9 protein-coding genes are annotated in these 18,935 nt (G+C 38.4%); all 9 read right to left on the reverse strand.

Annotated elements, in window-relative coordinates; genetic code table 11:
• Positions 1-20: 20 nt before the first annotated feature.
• Complete coding sequence (locus J0L83_09460; protein MBN8664790.1) at positions 21-1,481, reverse strand: sialate O-acetylesterase; 1,461 nt, start codon at positions 1,479-1,481, stop codon at positions 21-23.
• A 4-nt stretch (positions 1,482-1,485) separates the two neighbouring features.
• Entirely contained in the window at positions 1,486-3,444 is a 1,959-nt protein-coding gene (locus J0L83_09465) for a heparinase II/III family protein (GenBank protein MBN8664791.1), read from the reverse strand.
• On the reverse strand, positions 3,423-5,216 hold the full coding sequence (locus tag J0L83_09470; GenBank protein ID MBN8664792.1) for a hypothetical protein: 1,794 nt from the start codon (positions 5,214-5,216) through the stop codon (positions 3,423-3,425). Before J0L83_09470 ends, J0L83_09465 begins: the two co-directional genes overlap by 22 nt.
• Positions 5,217-5,500: 284 nt before the next feature.
• Complete coding sequence (locus J0L83_09475) at positions 5,501-7,597, reverse strand: hypothetical protein (GenBank protein ID MBN8664793.1); 2,097 nt, start codon at positions 7,595-7,597, stop codon at positions 5,501-5,503.
• 3 nt (positions 7,598-7,600) lie between these two features.
• Positions 7,601-9,397, reverse strand: a complete 1,797-nt coding sequence (locus tag J0L83_09480; protein MBN8664794.1) for a RagB/SusD family nutrient uptake outer membrane protein — start codon at positions 9,395-9,397, stop codon at positions 7,601-7,603.
• A gap of 28 nt (positions 9,398-9,425) precedes the next feature.
• The gene (locus J0L83_09485; GenBank protein MBN8664795.1) at positions 9,426-12,293 is read right to left on the reverse strand and encodes a SusC/RagA family TonB-linked outer membrane protein; all 2,868 of its coding nucleotides are present in this window, start codon (positions 12,291-12,293) and stop codon (positions 9,426-9,428) included.
• 23 nt (positions 12,294-12,316) lie between these two features.
• Positions 12,317-14,266: a RagB/SusD family nutrient uptake outer membrane protein gene (locus tag J0L83_09490; protein ID MBN8664796.1), complete on the reverse strand. Its 1,950-nt coding sequence runs from the start codon at positions 14,264-14,266 to the stop codon at positions 12,317-12,319.
• Positions 14,267-14,292: 26 nt separating this feature from the next.
• The gene (locus tag J0L83_09495) at positions 14,293-17,691 is read right to left on the reverse strand and encodes a TonB-dependent receptor (GenBank protein ID MBN8664797.1); all 3,399 of its coding nucleotides are present in this window, start codon (positions 17,689-17,691) and stop codon (positions 14,293-14,295) included.
• Between the two features lie 41 nt (positions 17,692-17,732).
• Complete coding sequence (locus J0L83_09500) at positions 17,733-18,881, reverse strand: FecR family protein (protein MBN8664798.1); 1,149 nt, start codon at positions 18,879-18,881, stop codon at positions 17,733-17,735.
• Between the last annotated feature and the right edge of the window lie 54 nt (positions 18,882-18,935).

Raw genomic sequence — 18,935 nt, forward strand, 5'->3', positions numbered from 1 at the left:
TTCTTCATAATTGCTATATATTATTCCCAATTATCTGTTCTAAATGGGTATGCAGGCAACCCATGCTTATTCTGCAGATTGGTTACAGGAAAGTTGGTAAAAGCGTATCTAACTGCAACTGGAGCTTTTACAAGGGTTGAACTGAGCAGAATGCTGCTTCCCTCAATAAATGCATCCGCTTTATAAAAAATCTTATCCGCACCAGCAATATAGAAATGCCTTGGTGCAGCACCATCATTGGTGTTCAATCCATTTACTACTGTTGACTTCTCGAATTCAATAATTACTTTTTCATTTCGAATAATCATGTTGCGAAAAACTGGTCCATATGGATTCTCCATTTTTCTTTTATATGTATTATGCAAGGCCATCATAGCCAACCTTTCCCCAACAGGTTTTTTATTTGAAGGGTGAATTTGATCAGGGTCTCCTACATCCATCGTACAGACCATGGCAGTATTTTGAACAAGGGTAGTAACTTTGGCCTGAGCCTCGCGAAACAAAGCATACCTAAACTCTGTACTATCATTTTTCTTCCAATTATAGGGAGTCATTTGTACATAATAAAAGGGCATATTTGGCTGTTTGAAGAGACTACGCCAACTGTCAATAAGTTTAGCCATTAGCTTAGGATACATCGTAATTTCACCTGCATTCGATTCTCCCTGATACCAGAGCACCCCTTTGATAGAAAATGGTATTAGCGGATGTATCATGGCATTGTATACATACATCGGGCGTAATACAGGAATTTTATCCTGTGGATTCTTATCGTATGGATCAATATAGACTCTTTTTAAATCAGGATCGCCTGCAAGTACACTCCTACTCATAAAAGCCTGACATGATGCACTGCCGATGGATGATTGAAATAAACCGATGGGCACGTCTAAAACCTCACTCAAACGTTTTCCAAAATAATAAGCAACACCACTAAACATGGCTGCATATTCTGGCAGACATTCTGTCCATTGCCCTTTTGTAAAATCTCTCTGCACAGAATCGTATAATTTTTCATTACGATAAAGTCTTATTTTATCTGAAGCAGCACTGGCAATTTCTTGTGAATTATTCAATACACCCTGATGGTAAGGAGGAACAGGACGCATACTCATTTCCATATTAGACTGCCCGCTACACAACCACACTTCTCCGATAAGCACATCCGTAAGGTTGATACTCGTATCCTTTGTTCTAACTAAGAGCTCATAACGTGTATAATCACCCTTCTTTGCTTTAGGCACCTTAAGTTGGCAGAAAAAAACACTATCCGCTAAGGCCTTTACAATTAATGAGTCTTTTAGCCAGCTTGCCTTTATACTTACCCAATTACCAGGCGTTGTTTTACCCCACACGCTAAAAGGCTGTGCCTGTTGCACAACCATTTTAGACTGCAAAGGTGTTCCAAGCTTTAGCTTTTGGGCAAAAAGCTGTCCTGTATAGATGAACACAAATACGATCATCAATATTAACTGACGCATATACTTATTTATTGAACAGCACAACACTACTATTATCACGAATAACAGCTGTATTGCCGAAATCAATCTTGAATAAAGCTTCTTTAGTGTTATTGATTTTTATCGCCAACTTCTTGAAAGCATTATTCGGCGAGTTTCTCGTTAACGGGAATGACTGGCCCGGTAAATAACTAGCAGACAATACTACAAACGATGCATTTACAGGGCTTCTCAGATATACTTTCATTTGTTTTTCACCCTGCTTCAACACAGCTGTTTTACCATTATCGCTAAGTTCAATATTGGCACCTGTATGCATAGACCACCATATCGTAGATGCTTGTTTACATATGACCGTATCTTGCACGGTGATAAAGCCATTATTTGTATGCATACCAATACTTCGCTGATACAATAGTACATCACGACTATAACAGGAAGTAAGATCGGCTGTATAGAACTGATACCCCTGTTTCAACTGAAGTGGGCTTATTTGTGCAACCCCTTTCTCATTCTGATCTGGTCGTACATCAGGATTAATGACAAGCACATTTTTACCTTCTGCCCTCAATCGATAAAAATGCCATCTACCAGCTGTAGCTTGTATTTCAGGAGTGTCTAAATAATCTGGCTTTGTTGTTTTAGAAAAATAACCTGGAAAAGTATAATCATCCCTACCAAGATTACCAATGGCCCAAACCACTCCGTATGATTGTATGTCAAAACTTCCTGCGTCAAGATGCCCATGATTAGCATTGTTTGCACCACCATGTATTGAAATAAATGCAGCAGTATCATTCCAAGATGATCTGATACTTGCAACTTCAATACCTCTCGTATAATTGGCAAGCGGAATATCTAACCTTTCATTTGTATTCTTCTCTACCAAAGCAGGATCATAATAAAGCAGATCTTGCCAGGTAACATTTCTCTGAGTAATACTATTGTGATAGTTTAATGTGGCCAGCCCTTTATCTTGATAATGTCTAGCGAACCAAAAAAGTGTTTTTGCCTTTTCTGTTTTTATTGGGTCATCACCAATATTCAAGGCTGCTACCGGACCTGACATCAATACAGGAAACCACCCTGTTTTTTTAAAGCCTGAAATTGTATCCAGACCAAAGACTGTGCCCAGTCTTCTTTTAAGTGCTTCAAAAGTAATCGTGGTGTACATTAATCCATAACCCCAGTACATTAACCCTTCTTCGCTTTGCCCATCCGGAGAAAAATGCTGAATATATGTAGGTAATCTGTTCACTGCTAGGCTGATCACCTCTGCACACAAGGCCGGATTGTACTCAAATATTGCTAAAGCAGCCATGATGATTCCCCCATTACATATTCCATTCCAGTTATGATTGGCAGTTGACCACCATATATTCTTTCGCATTTGCTCTCTGCCGGGTATTAGCACAAACTTCATTACCGCATCGGCAAGCAGTTTTTTTTGTTCCTCTTTGATATAAGTTCTCAATCCGTTAATAGCAAATGCGACATCAAAAGCACCAATACCTGCATCTAAAAAATGGCGGTTAGCTCCCCAATCAGGGTAATTTGCCATTAATGCTAATTGTTTCCATGCCCTTGCAGCATAAATAGAATCTTTAGTAATCTGATAACTAAGTATCAGTAAAGGTAATTGCGACGCGAATTGATGGACCGCTTTTACCCTTAGCTTGGCTTCATCCAAAGAATATTCCAATAATGGTTCTTCCAGAATTTTATTTGCTTCATGTATTGCTTTCCTGACTCCCAAAGCAACCAGTGAGTCTTTTGACTGAAGTTCATTAATACGCTTAATATCCTGATCATTGAAAAAAAAACCTGTTTTATCTGCTGAGTGGCTGTTTGTATGCAGATAGCTTATTTGTTCGGGAGTGGTAATTTGAAAAACCTGTGCAGGAACACACGGAATGTAACTAAAGCATACAAAAAGCTGAATGAGAAATTTATTCATTTCTTTTATTTTAGAAAAGATGACCAATTTCCTGAGTAATAGGCTTTGTCTAGTTGTTGCTTTAGTTGTTGGTCATTACGGATTATTGCAGCATAACGCATATCCTGGTATAAATAAAAACTCAGCCAAAATCCATAGTCATATTTCTCTTGCAACGAATTAGGCGCTTTATAAAAAGCATACCAATATGTATTTATACCAGCAGCTTCAGCTATTTGAACAATCTGTTTAGCAAGTGTCCATTTTTTCTCTACTTGTTGCTTGAATAAAGTAGATAACTGTTTATTGGTAGTTGTACCCGTTAGTATCAGCCTTTGTTTGTCTGAAATACCCAGCTTCTTAAATGAGACAGAATCTTCGAATACTTTATCACCATCTAAATCATATAAAAGTTTGTCTACAAAACCATTTCCATCTGTATCCTCATACTTAATTACTGCAAATTTTTCGGGCATCAATTGCAGTCTTTTTCTATTCCATTTTTCGTAGAATCCACCGAATCCTTGATAGGAAAAGGCTGTTTGGTCGATACGCCACGCCCCCCATTCAGCTCCAAATAAGTGAATTTTCCCATCAAAAGCACCAAAATAGATGGCGCCTTTACCCGAGTTATCCATATCAAATTCGCCTCTATCGCCTACTGCATCGGCTTGGCTATTATGGTCCAATCCGCCATTTTCAACCCCTGTCTTCCATAAATCCAGCGGATCATAAAATTCAACTCTCTCCCATCTGTTACAATCATCGTCTTCATCAAAAACAAGCCTGCATTGTTGCCAATCTCCATTTTTGAAAATCATTGAATAGGCGGTATCTCGATCTGGGTAATAGAGCTGATCAATTTGTCGCCATCTTGGATCATAAAAAAAGGAATCAGCCGCCTTTAATCCTCTTAGGTACTTATACCGATGCACTTGGTTTTCGTATGAAAACCCTTTACCTCTAAACAACAAACTCATATCAAAGTCAAACTCATTACCTGCAGAATTATCATTATCAATATCCCATGTTATTGCAGCATAATCGATTCGCTTTGTGAATGCTACGTCATAAACTGTGTCAATTTGGTGAAAATTATTTTTCTGTGGTTGTGCGGGATCCCTGAATACGGGGGAGTCCACCAAGCGTATAGCCATCTCCGTAAGCTTATCTCCATCAGTATCATAAAAAATAAAAGGGTTCTCCCAGTTAAACCTCAGATCATTTATTCTAAAACTTGAAGCATGCATCTTAAGGAAAGTAGAATTACCATGGTAATCTTTATAAAAGTTACCGTGCCCGTAATGTTCCCATGCACGCATCATTATAAGATTCCAATCAACATAGTGCATGATTTGGTCCTTATCAACATCCAATACATACATAAAATCAGCACCCCAATCATAATAGTTGCGCACTTTCGTTCCTGCATTATTCACAATCAATTGTACATCGGCTTTACCATCTCCATCTTCATCACTCCAATCTATAGAGAAATCATGTGGGCCTGCGAAAATTCCATCTTTGTTTTTATCTATCAAAAGGCAATCGTTGTCAGTATCTCCTTCTGTAGCATTTTTAAGCATATCATCATCATCGTCAATCCAAATAATAGGAATTGAATCATTCAGCATTGACTTAAGCACATCAGGATCCCCGTCTTTATCTAAATCAATTCTTTGAACAGATGTAACGACAAAAATCGGCCTCCATGGAATCAGCTGCGTTTGCTTATTCCAGTATGTTGTTTGCTTTTCCTGTGCTATTGCAGCTCCACTGAAGTATGCAATGCAAATCATCAATAAAACTATTTTCTTCATACAGATCATTAATAAAGCCCTTTATACCCCTAATCTATTTTTTCTCATTAAACCGTTTAAAGGAATCTGTATCCCACCTGTATTCCCTAACTAATTCCACACTTCTATTCGCAATGCGCTTATCATATCTTGATATTCCCGTTGACCATAAAGGTTATTTTTTCTCCTATATATTTCAACAAATCATACAATTCATTTAAACATTAGATAACAAGTATACTGTGTACAAAAAGGAATCAGGGAAATAACAAGCTGTTTTAAACGTACTTCTCATTACATCTGGTTTAATTAGTTGTTGTCCAGTTATCCAATGGCACTAAATCTGTTGTAGCTGTCGTAAGAGAGGTCACAAAATCAACACGAATTGTTGTTGCAGCAGAAATGCCTGTTAAACGTATTTGCAGTTTTCCATAAAACGGGTTCAGTGAATTCTTTCCAGACATCAGCGTTCCGAATATTGGTGCTGTTTCATTAAGGTAAAGGACAGTTGAAGTAGAACGATCCACTTTTTCGAATACCGCTGTAGCCGGTGCCTTTAATACTGCATATATTGTTTTCCCATTCCGAACCATTGTAGCGGTTTTGCCATCCGGACTTAAAGTAATTCCATCTGATGCAGGTGTCTGCATCAGCCAATACACAAGTGATGAAGATTTTGGCGTGAATTCGTCTTGAACAGTAACCAAACCTCTTGATCTGTTCAGCTTGATCCCTCTTCTATATGCATTAACATCTCTGGTATAACAATCTCTCAAATCAAGCAGAAAAAAACCGCCGGATGCGTCCAGATCACTTTTGGAAAGAGAAGCTTTGCCTGCAGGATTTTGCTCTGGTCTTGCGTCAGGATTAAATACAAGGCAATTTTTACTTTCTGTTTTAATTCTGTAATAATAGAACCTACCGGTTGCAGCGGCTGTATTGGTAGGGGCTGAAGTATACGCCGGATTGGTTACAGTAAAATAATCAGCTGGGTAAGGATCTTGCCTTCCCAGATTACCAATACCAAAATTCTCTCCCAAAGCCTGCAGATAAAAAGACCCTGCGTCTAAATGACCATGACTAGATGCATTGTCACCACCATGTATTCCAACATAAAGGGCATTATCATCATTATGTTTTTCTAATACATACATATATTCTAGGCCACGAATATATCCTCCAAGCGGCGCTTGAGTTGACGAACCTGATCCAACTAACTCTTTTGGATAGAAAAGTAAATCTGTCCAACCATTCATTTTAACAGTTCTGGATGCATTAACCGCCAAGCAAGCATCATAATGCATTTTAGCCAAATTGGCATCATTGAAATATTTTGCAAACCAGAAATAGGATAAAAACTTATTACTCTTACCATTATATAGGTAATCATCACCAATTGATACCGTACCTACAGGTCCAGATACCTGATAAGGAAACCATCCAGTTTTCTTAAAGCCTGCACTTTCCGCCAGACCATATGTTGTACTCAAACATCTTTTAAGACTTTCAAAAGCGAGAAAAGTATTGTTCAACCCATAGGCCCAATATGACATACCTTCTTCACTTGCGCCGTCTGGCTCAAGCGATTGCATATATCTAGCAATTCCATTTGCACTCATAGCAATTACAGTGCTATTAAATGTAGAATCATACTCATAGCCAGCCAGAGCAGCCATCAGCATTCCTCCATGACAGATTCCATTCCAGTTATCATCAGACAAGTACCATTTCCATACACCAGTATTTGTTTCAATTTGTGTTTTACCAGGTTGAAGTACAAAAGACTTTACTGTATTGTATATGCGGAGACGTTGTGAAGATGACAAATAATCCCATAGACCGTCTAAAGCAATGGCAACCCCTTTCGCTGCAATACCAGCATCAAGAAAATGACGATTTGCCCCCCAATCAGGAAAGCCACAAAGCGCATCGACTTGTTGCCAACATTTAGCCGCATAGCGCGCATCTTTCGTAAACTGGTATGCTAAAACGAGATAAGGAATTTGATCATTTGATACTGTATGTATGGATGGTATTCTTAAACCAGCTCCATCCAAAGCATAAGTCGGAAGCGCAGCGCCCAACAATGCATTCGCCCTTGATATAATATCATCATAATTGGATTTTGCAAAGGCGTCAGCAGCTGAAGTTTCCTTAATCCGCGTAATATCAGCATTTGAGAAAAGAAGGCGGGGGTGTACATCTTTTGTTTTCATTCCATTAAAGCACTCTCGTATAGTTGCTGCACTAACAGGAATTACAGCATTGGTTGTAAATACACTACCTCCCCCTGTATTACCGCCACCGCCTGTTCCACTTGTACCGGGTACCACATCTTTCTTTTTGCATCCGATAGCAAATGCCAAAAGCACTACAAGTAGTATGTATTTACCACGAAACATAGATTACCATCCTGGATTTTGTTGAATACCCCCATTGGATTTTGCTACTTCCGCAAACGGAATTGGATACCAATACATTTTGGGTGAGAACACTCTAGGCTCTACTACAAAAGGCTCGTATGAAAAACTTGTTGGTCCCGAACGTCTTACACGCATACCACGTAAAGGCTGGTTCTCTGTTATTTCAGCAATCTTCCATCTTCTTACATCAAAAAATCGATGTTCTTCAAACGCCAACTCCACCCTTCTTTCGTTTCTGATTCTATCCCGCAATGCCTCCTGTGTAATACCCGCAGCAATTGCAGGCTGGCCGGCCCTTGCTCTGACCATATTAATAGCCTCGCGAGCAGAACGTATAGCAGGTGTACCATTGAGCAGAGGTTTTGCTTCCGGACCAAAGGCTTCATTTGCAGCCTCGGCATAATTCAATAAAACTTCTGCAAACCGCATCAGAATCCAGGCCTTCGCTCTTGTTCCTGCCAAAGCAAGATTATAGTTCTCAACACACATTTTACGTAAGTAATATCCAGTAGTTGTGGCACCAGCTTTTGCACCAATTCCATCAGCACCATCAATAAAAGATTCAACAGTTCTAGCAGTATTATTGGTATTTAATCCCATAGTTGAACCATTCAGCACTACTATCCATCCCAATCGCTGATCGCGATTCAGATAAGGGTTCGCAGGGTCATAACCAGATCCCGGGGCGCTGATGGGCAAACCAGTTGTTCTCATTTCAAATGCATCAACAAGATTCTGAGAAGGACAAGTGGCACCTTCGCCACCATTCACCATTCCGACAGGATAATTGGCTCTTTCGAAAGTGTTAGAATTCAGCTGAAAGGGTCGTGTTAAGATTATCCCTGAATTCCAACCTTTTCTTGGTGTTAAATTATTCGTCGTATTCTGAGACATAAATAAGTCCCGATAGTTTGCACTAAGAAAATTTACGTGTGCACAGTTTGGATCGGTGAAAAGTTGTTGCGCAGCTTCAGCAGCCCTTAGCCATTTAGTAACACTATTTGCTGCATTATTCAAGGGACTAGCAGCATATAGAAGTGCTCTTAGTTTTAAAGCAACAGCAGCAGGCTTTTCAATTCTACCCAATCTATTGTTATCAGTACCAGCATCTCCTCTTCCAATGGTTTGTCCGGCAGGAATGCCATAATTGATATAGTGATTGGTTAAATCAGGATATGCTAGATTGCATTGTTCTACAATAAAGTCAACGCACTCATCAAAAGTTGCTCTTCGAACATTAAATGCCTCCTGCTCAGTCAGCACTTTTGTTACGATAGGAACCCCACCATATCGCTTAATAAGTTCCATATAAAAGTAAGCTCTGAGGAATCTCACTTCAGCTCTGAGCTTAATAAAATCATCAACATCAATGACATAATTAGCCTTGTTATTTATTGTATCCTGCACAAGAAGCCTTCTGAAATCTTCTGTTTTCTCCAGGAAGAGATTTGCATGTCTTATACCTCTGTAATACTCGGCCCACACATCGTCTGGATTGGTGAATGGATCCCACGCTCCTGCATTAAATCTTTGAATGTTGTTAAACCGCGCATAATCTGCTTCATCAGAAGCATTTGCCATCAAAGCATTACCGCCGAAGCGGTTTAGTTGCGGCAGATAATTGTAAACACCCATTCCAAAGGCTTTCAGGTTCGCCGGACCTGAATTGAGAAATAAATCTTCATTGAAGTTTTGCTGAATTTGTGTGTCTAAAAAGTTTTTTCTGCAAGACATGAGAAAAAAACCAGCTAGCACAAATAATATTAATGTCTTTTTCATGACAACTCATTAAGATTTTAAATAATCACTACATTTTAAGTGTAAATCCAAAATTGAAAGACTTAAGCGGAGGGTGTACAAAAGGATTCATTACCTCTGGATCTACATTTATTTCATCAATACGATCTATTGTTAATAGATTATTTGCACTAATGAAGAAGCGTATACCATCCATTCCAATCTTATTGCTCCACTTAATTGGCATCTGATATCCTATTTCAACTGTTTGGAGTCTCAAAAAAGATCCATCTCGTTGCCATAATGTTGAAGCCCTGTAGTTATTGTCATTTTGCTCTGTGGTAAGTCTAGGGAACTTTGCCATATCCATTCTAGTGCTTGTCCAATAATTGTTTTTTACCCATGGAGAGGGCTTTACACCTCCATTTAAAAAGGGTACAATCATGTTATTATCCAATAATGAAACAGTTCTTTGGGCAGCACCTTGAATCGCAACAAAAAAATCAAATGATTTATAATTTAAACTGGCATTAGCACCATAGAAAAGCTGAGGCAAGGCTGTATTTCCAAACGGCTTGCGATCTCTATTATCAATAACACCATCACCATTTTGGTCTTTATACTTTATATCCCCCGGTCTTACTGAACCAAACAACTGTTGAGGGCTTGAATTGATATCGGCCTGATCTCTAAAGAACCCTGCAAATTCTAAAACAAATGGCTGATTGATCGGATTTCCTCTAGCAACAAGATATGGATCTGAAGGAGTAAATTCAGCGATATCGATTATTTTATTTCGAGCAAATGAAATGTTACCACCAATATTCAGTGTTACATTACTGATTTTCTCTTTATAGTTTAACTCCAGTTCGGCTCCATATGCTTTAGTTTTTCCTCTGTTAACAGCAGCAAAATTCACACCCATCACTGATGGAATATAGCTGGACGGATTCAGGAAAATGTCTGTTCTGCGCTCATAAAAATAATCGAAGGCAACAGAAAGCTTATGAAACAAAACGGATTCAAAACCTACATTGATACGATTTGCTTTTTCCCATGTAACATTTCTATTGGCTAGGTTTCCTTGGTTAAACATTGGCGCGTTTACCCCTAAGTTGTTACCAATAAGATAATTACCAGTTCCTACATAATTCTGGTTAAAAATAAACCTACCTGCATTGCCAGTATTATCATTACCTAATAAACCCCAAGAAGCCTTCATTTTAAGAAAATTGACGAAATCAACTTTCTGCATAAAGGACTCATCACTCATTATCCAACCTGCAGACAATGAAGGGAAAAAACCAAATCTGTTTCCTTTAGGAAAATTTTCAGAGCCACTATATGCATAACCTAACTCAGCAAAATATTTGCTTTTAAAGTTATACATGACTCTACCCATAATTCGTTGCTCAGCAAAAGGCATTTCAGATCCTTCTGCACGAAATGTTTCTTGATAGTAAGATGTGGTCGCATAAATTTCATGATTGCCAAAGCTACGTCCGTATTCAAACCCACTCAACATAGTTGAGCGGTTAAACTGTGTACCATTCCCTTGAGTGATGGTAAAGTTATTATCTACAGTTCCTCTTGTCACTTTATCATATGGCAAAACCCCCGGAGTCGTTATCAAGTCAAATCTTGGAATAACTTCATCATAGTAAAGAGATCTTGTTTTATTATACGTATCGAAGAAGAAATTGCTAAAGTTGATTTGCCAATAAGCTTTCAAACCTTTTGTAATAAAATCAAGTTTTCCAATCAATTTCACATTTGCATCTACTGTTCTATCATTAATAGACTGATAACCTCTTTGTATTATTGTCGCTTTAGGGTTATCTGCATATCCCTGCGTTCCTCCCCAGCGACCATCTTGAGTTATAACAGGATAAGGATTAAATAATGAAAGTGTACGCCATAAAGTATTCTCTGATGCATTAGGGAAATATTTATCATTTATAGTTCCTCTGAAATTTGTCTGTGCGGAAAGAAACTTTGTAATATTCACATCAAAGTTTACACGAAGATTATACCTCTTTAAATTGTAGTTACTATTGGTAACCCTCTTTGTTTCAGTACCTGCATACAAACCTTGGTAGTCAGCAAATCCCAATGCCACAAAGTATTTAGCATCCTGCCTGCCACCGCTAAAGCTTAGGGCATAATCTTGACTCAAAGCATTTGGCCTAACCACTTCTTTATACCAATCTACATCTGGGTACAAAAAGGGGTACTCGCCTGTTTTAAAAAAATTAACTATTGAATCATTTCTAAAATACCCTTCACGAATTGTTTTGCCATCACTAATAAGGCCTTCATTGAACATTGTTGCATAATCACCATTGTTCACCACATCTGGTAAAAATCTTGGAGAATGAACGCCAAAACGTGAAGTGAAATTTATCTTAGTTTTGGAAGACTCAGTGCCTCGTTTAGTAGTAATAAGTACTGCACCATTCGCCGCATCCATTCCAAACTGAGACAAAGCAGCTGCATCTTTCAATACAGATACACTTTCAATTTCTTCAGGCAAAAGAGAAAACCAGTTTGTTTCAAATCCATCCACAAGCACCAAAACATTATTATCTTGAAATGTTTGTCGACCTCTAATGAATAACCCTGGAAAATCAGTATTACCCTGGGCACCTCCAGACTGAGAAACATAAAGACCGGAAAGTTGGCCCATCAATGTATTTCCCAATGTTGGCGTATTAATACCTTTCAAACGATCCCCTTTTATCATGGAAAATGCAGCTGTATTCTTCCTACTTTCTATAGTAGGACCAAAGGGAAGATGCACTACATCATTATTGAATGAAACAAGCTTTGTTTGCTTATTTGCTTTAGATGTATCAGCTGGATTTGCAAATACATTAATAACGGAATAGAGCATAAAGCCCGTTAAAAATGTAACCTTATCAATATTATATAATTTCATGTCAGGTTGATTTAATGTGTGATTTACCATCCAGGATTTTGCTTTAAAAATCCTTTGTTAACTTCTGCTTGTGGAAATGGATAGAAATACATTTTATCTTCCCACACCCTTGTTTCAAAAGGCTCTATACGATAGGATAATCTGTTGTCATTAGCAAGACGCTGAGCAGGGGTCATACTCGTAGTTGGTGGCACATATGCCGTTGAACTGTTTTCGTAAAGAAAGATTCTAAAAAACTGACCTTTCATAACCCCATCATTACCTGCAATTTTCCATCTTCTGACATCAAAGAAGCGATGCTCTTCCCCATAGAGCTCAACAGCTCTTTCACGCTGTATATACTCCCTTGTTTTTGTTTTATTACCAAAAATATCCGCATAAGTAGGGTTACCAGGAGCCAGATCGGGTAATCCACCTCTTCGTCTAATAACATTTAATGAAGCATAGATTGCAGGATCAGATGGATTTATTTCATTCAAAGCTTCAGCATAGCCTAAGTGAAACTCAGCTAATCTGAAAATTGGCCAGTACAAATTGACTGTACCATTGTTTGCATTAACAAGATTGATATACTTTTTCTGGTGTATACCATTTGGAATACCATTACCTATTAATTGGGGTCCTGCTCCAGTCTGGACAAAAGCTCCATTAATATTTGTTCTCTTGTATAAAAATTTTGCCGTGTCGTTACCGCCCTGACCATTCATTAATCCAGTATTTGTATACTGAGAGCCAGGCCACCAGGCTACAGCATGGAAACGAGGTTCCATCCTCCGCATGATAGACTTAAGCTGTGTAAAGCTGCCATCTGTAGGAAGTGATATATCATTACCGTTTACATCACGGAATGTCTTTGTAATAAAGTTCATCGGTAATGCCATCACTGTATTACCCCAAGAGAAATAAATTGGACAACCCCATCTCACAACATTTGCGCCACCAGCCTGCTGCCCGTGTGATTTATCGTAAAGAATAAGCTCTCTGTTTCTGGGGTCAAGTGCTGCACCAGTAGCATAATTGTAACTTTCGGATTTCCCTAAAGCTGGGTCATCAAGTAAGCTGTATCCATTTGTTGCTGACCAATCTAACAAGGCTTTATGTGCCTGAGCAGCATCTCTCCATCTATTGTTATCGCTGCTTTCAAGACAATTTAAACTATCCGCTCCACCAGAAACCGGCGGTGTAATTGAATTGGCTAAAGGACTTGCAGCCCACAAAAGTGTAACGGCCTTCAATGCTAATGCAGCACCTTTATTAATTCTACCAATATCTGATGCAGGATAATTATCTGGTAAGTTCGGAATGGCTTCATCACAACTTTTAACAATGAAATCAATTACCGACTTCAGTGATCTTCGTGTTCCAGCAGGGACTACTTGAGCTTGGTTCACACCACCAACATTACTGATGATCACTTTTGGAGTCTGGTCAATTATAGGGATTCCTCCATAGCGAATCATTGCTTCGTAGTGCATCATAGCACGAAGCACTCTCGCTTCCGCAATTGTCTGATCCCTTAATTGTGCTGTCCAGTTAAAGGTTCCTGTATTTGTAAGTGGAACTCTTTCAGCATTTTCAATAAAAATGCAAGCGTTCCTCATACCTACGGTTACTCTATTATAAGAAAACTCATCCTGAAAATTTGCTCCCCAGGTTCCCGCATTAAAAGCATTAGCCCTTCCACCTGTTCCAAACTGATCGCCCTCATCACTTGCAGCCAGTAAGAAACCATCAACTGTTCCCGCATCACTTAAGCCACTACCACCATCTCCAGTAACAAAGCCATTAATTACAGATGTGGAGTACACATTCCATAATGCACGCATCGCCGCATCAGGTGTAGCAAAAACAGAATCAATTGTAATAGTACTACCAGAAGGTTGTTCCAGCATTCGCTTACATGAAGTTGCCGCACTGATAAACAAAACAACCAGAGCAACTATTGTGATGTATTTAAAGTTACGCTTCAGCATATTTGCATTTTTTGTTTTGTTAATAATTAGAATTGAACATTTACACCAAAATTGAAAACCCGCATCATTGGATATACAGCACCATTTGAACTGGGTATTTCAGGGTCGAAATATTCCATTTTTGTCCATGTAACTAGGTTTTGGCCATTCATATATACTCTAAGGGATTTAAGTGAAAGCTTTTGAATGATTTTAGGTGCAAAAGTGTAAGCTACTTCTACGTTCTTAAGGCGTAGGTAGGAAGCATCCTGCATCCAAAAAGATGACACACGATAATTATGTCTGTTTGCATCAGGTGCTGCTGTAAGTCTTGGCAAAGTGATTTTTTGTCCATTTGCAAATCTTTCTGCTGACCAACTTTCCTTTGCACGCTCAAATGCTGTCTTCGTTCCTGCTATAAAAGGCCAGGCGGATTCTCCTGTGAGATAAGTAGACACTTGAGCTGCTCCCTGGAAGAATAAGGATATCTCGAATCCTTTCCATTGAGCGCCAACAGTAGCACCGTAAATAATACCTGGTATATTGGGATTGCCAATGTTACTTCTATCGTTATCATCAATGATGCCATCACCATTTACATCCTTGTAGCGAATATCTCCAGGAACAAGACCTGCACCCTCCCAAACAGACTTAGGCCTTTTAGGATTATTAATTTCTTCCCATGTATTATAAATACCTTCTGCAATGAGCCCTTTTGGCTGTCCGATTCTATTACCAGTCATTGCTAGCCCAGCAAATGGCTGAGGCGCCTCATCCATATAGACGATTCTATTCCTTGTATATGTGAAATTGGCATTAGCATAGTAGGTAAGTTTTGAGCTCTTGATTACATCACGAAAACCCATTTCAATCTCAAATCCCTTATTCTCAGCAACACCAATATTGTATGGAGATATCAAGTTCGTTGGACCGAAAGTGATTGGTACGTTCAAATTCCATAAGATCTTTTCCCGCTTCTCACTAAATACATCAGCAGCAACAGTAAGCTTATCTTTAAAGAATCTGAAATCACCTCCGATATTTAATTTCTTTGCTACTTCCCATGTAACTCCTGGATTACCTATGCTAGCTTCTCTATAACCTGTCATAGGTGTATTTGCTAAACCCAAGAAGTATGAAGCTCCAGAAGTGAATGAAGATGGAAGAAAAAGAAATCTATTACCCCCAATTTTATCATTACCAACCATACCATAAGATCCTCGAAGCTTCAAATAACTAAAGAAGTCTGATTTGGGAAAGAAGCTCTCCTGAGAAACAACGTAACCTGCAGATAACGAAGGGAAGAAACCAAATTGCTTGCCTACTGCAAAGTTTTCAGAACCGTTGTAACCAATATTAACATCTGTAAAATATTTGTTCTTATAGTTATATGTCAATCTGGTAACCAAACCCATATAATTGAAGGGTAATTGATTACCTCCATCATAGAATCTTTCAACTGTACCAAGCATTAAGGCTGTAACATTATGCACTCCAAAAGATCTTGTATAATCGATCGCTGCTTCAGCATATAACTTTCTGTTCTTTGCAAAACTTTCACCAAGGAAGCTAACTGGACCTTCAAAAGCATTCACAACTGGTATGGGTATGATTGAATCCTGAAATGTTGTAGCCCCAGGATTTCTTCGTAAATCCCACAATGGAATAGCCTTTCGTCTTGATACATTCTGTAGATAGTAGCTATCATATGCAACCATGGTTCTAACAGAAAGCCCCTTAGTAATCCTATCAAGTTTTACCTTACCGCCAATATTCATATTAAGCCTACTGCTAAAGTTGGTATTAAAACCATTAAACAGCATTTGATATAAAGGCGCATTAGATATTTGCCAAGCTGTTAATCCCTCTACATTTCTTACCAGTTTTCCATCATAAAGAACTGGACTCATAATTGGGTTAGCAGAGAGGATAGTTGAAAATATGTCGCTTGTAGCACTATTAGAATAATTTGAGTTTTGGATTTCAGCAGAAGACTTAATAAAAAAGGAAACATCCTTAGAAATATTAAAATCAAAATTGCTTCTTATGTTATAGCGTTTAAAATTGGGATTAGCACTAAAATCTCTAAAGAGATTACCCAGCTTATAAATACCATCTTGATTCAAATAACCTAATGATACAAAGTACTTTGTATCAGCCGTCCCTCCAGACACATTTAAATTATACTGCTGTTGGGGTGCATAATCCTTAAGCATATAATCCATCCAGCGGATATTAGGGTGGAAATATGGATCATCACCTTTTCTATATCGTTCTATGTCATAATCACTAAATCTTCTAGCAGTTGGATTATTTTGATCATTTGCCTCCGCTTCGTTCCTCAATAGAGCATAATCAACAGCATCAAGTTCTTTGGGCAAACGAATTGGGTTTTGCCAAGCTAGATTACTCGAAAAAGTAAATTGAGGTTTACCAACCTGACCTGTTTTTGTTGTGATAATTATTACACCATTTGCACCCCTAACACCAAAAACAGCTGTTGCTGAAGCATCTTTCAAAATATTAAAACTCTCAATTGTATAAGGATCAATACCTGCCAAACTTCTTTCAACACCATCCACTAAAACTAAGGGTCTTGCACTGTTTCCACCTGCGAAAGTGGCTACACCTCTAATAAAAATGTCAGCAATGTCTCTTCCAGGTTCACCACCTCTCTGAACCGTGATGATACCAGGTGATCTACCAGCAAGTGCATTTGCAACACTTGCAACAGGAGATCTTAATATTTCAGTTGTAGAAACAGATCCTATTGAACCAGTAACAGTTACTTTCTTTTGAGTGCCATAACCTACCACTACAACATCGTCAAGACGGCTTGAAGAGGGAGTTAGAAAGTACTGAATAGACTGCTGAGCGCCAACGGAAATTTCAGCAGTTTGGTATCCTGTATAAACCAATACCAAAACCGTATTATCATCTTTAATTGAAAGAGAAAATCTACCATCATTATTCGTTGTAGTACCAGTCTTTGTACCTTTTACCTGAACCGAAACTCCAGATAATGGCACCCCTTTTTCATCTGTAATAAGACCATTGATCGTTCGGTCAACCTTAGCATTTTCAAGCTTATTCTGGCTTGCGTCAAAAGTAACGATCTTATCTGCTGTACTTAAGTCACGCTCCTTCACAAGTACGATCTCACCATTGACTTCACAATTCAAATCAAAATCTTTGGAGATTCTCGCAAGAACATCATTAAGTGGCTTGTCAATAAAAGAAACCGTTACTTTTCTTGAAGCCTTAATTTTCTCTGCGACATAAACAAATCTGACTGAAGTTTGCTTTTCAATCATCTCAAAAACGCGCTTCAATTCAGTGTTTTGCAGTTGAAGAGTCACCTTTTTATCCAAAAGCGTTTGAGATACAGCAAATACACTAAGCTGCATACAGAATAGAAAAATCAGCGGTAGCAATGATTTTTTCATGGCAAGTTGTTGTTTTATATATATTAAAGCTGATGTAATGCCTATTGAGCAGTACACCCCTTAGCGGAAATAATTACTTTCCCATCAATGACTTCGTAATCACCGTTCATCACCCTACAAATCAGACTAAGTTGTTCATATAATGAGAAACCCTCTAGATTAGCCTTCAAGGAGCAATTACCAAGAAGTATCTCATCAAAAACAATTTCAATACCATAAGCCCTTTGTAATCTGGCAAACACCACTTTTAAAGCTGTGTTATCAAAATCAAACAACTCTGTATCAATAGACTCTGGATTTAAAATGATTGGGACATCAATTAATGTCTTCACAAAACTCTCGTTAGACTTAGTATAAGTAACTTTTTGATTTGGAGACAATACGAAACTCGATAAAGGTTCTTTAGCCTTAGGTGTCTCTAAGGCCAAATCATTCGAGGCAAAAACAGATACCTTCCCAGAAGCAACTTCTACTGTTGCCTCTTTATCGGCTTCATAAGAGCGCACTTTGAATTTTGTACCTAACACCTTCGTGACAAGGCCATTAGCAAAAACATAAAAAGGCTTCTGTGGATTTCTCTTAATATCAAAAACTGCTTCTCCACTTAGATATACAACTCTATCATCTGTAGAAAGAAAGTTTTTATCATAAGATATAATAGACTGCTTACTCAATAACACGCTAGATCCATCTGGCAGTGAGACCATAAGAGGCACCTGCTGTTGATTGATCTTTTCTATCATTTGATTACTACCCTTTTTAAGCAGCTGATAGCTTTTACTTGAAGACTTTTGAGATTCCAGTTTTGGCATTAACAAAGTCCAAGCAATTACACCAATGATAAAAATTATGCTAGCTGCTGCATAATAGGTATAGCTGAGACGGGGCGATTCTGAACGAACTAATAATTTTTTTTCAAGGCGCCTACTTGTATCTTCTTCGCAGATGACACGTTTGGTGTCTGCAATAACCTGATCTATTTCATTGGAACTAAAGTAATCCTGCTTAACGCGCATCGCGATGATCAGGTCACGCGCAGACTCAATTTCTTTCTTTTTTTGAGGATACCTTTCTACCCAACGATCAAATACAGACGAATCTTGGGGTAATCTTTCAATAGAGGCCCTGAATTGTTCATCCCAAACAAAATCATAGATACAATAGTCCAGATATTTATCTTGAATGTGCATTCGTTAGCGGTATAATTGTATTAGAGCACTTTTTTGAGAACTAATACCAAAAAA

The sequence above is a fragment of the Chitinophagales bacterium genome, from assembly GCA_017303835.1.
Lineage (GTDB): Bacteria > Bacteroidota > Bacteroidia > Chitinophagales > Chitinophagaceae > JAFLBI01.

Bases quoted from the DNA above. Each gene is read 5' to 3' on its own strand.
- J0L83_09485 (MBN8664795.1), bottom strand. From the start codon at position 12,293: ATGAAATTATATAATATTGATAAGGTTACATTTTTAACGGGCTTTATG.
- J0L83_09475 (MBN8664793.1), bottom strand. From the start codon at position 7,597: ATGTTTCGTGGTAAATACATACTACTTGTAGTGCTTTTGGCATTTGCT.
- J0L83_09490 (MBN8664796.1), bottom strand. From the start codon at position 14,266: ATGCTGAAGCGTAACTTTAAATACATCACAATAGTTGCTCTGGTTGTT.
- J0L83_09460 (MBN8664790.1), bottom strand. From the start codon at position 1,481: ATGCGTCAGTTAATATTGATGATCGTATTTGTGTTCATCTATACAGGA.
- J0L83_09470 (MBN8664792.1), bottom strand. From the start codon at position 5,216: ATGAAGAAAATAGTTTTATTGATGATTTGCATTGCATACTTCAGTGGA.
- J0L83_09495 (MBN8664797.1), bottom strand. From the start codon at position 17,691: ATGAAAAAATCATTGCTACCGCTGATTTTTCTATTCTGTATGCAGCTT.
- J0L83_09480 (MBN8664794.1), bottom strand. From the start codon at position 9,397: ATGAAAAAGACATTAATATTATTTGTGCTAGCTGGTTTTTTTCTCATG.
- J0L83_09500 (MBN8664798.1), bottom strand. From the start codon at position 18,881: ATGCACATTCAAGATAAATATCTGGACTATTGTATCTATGATTTTGTT.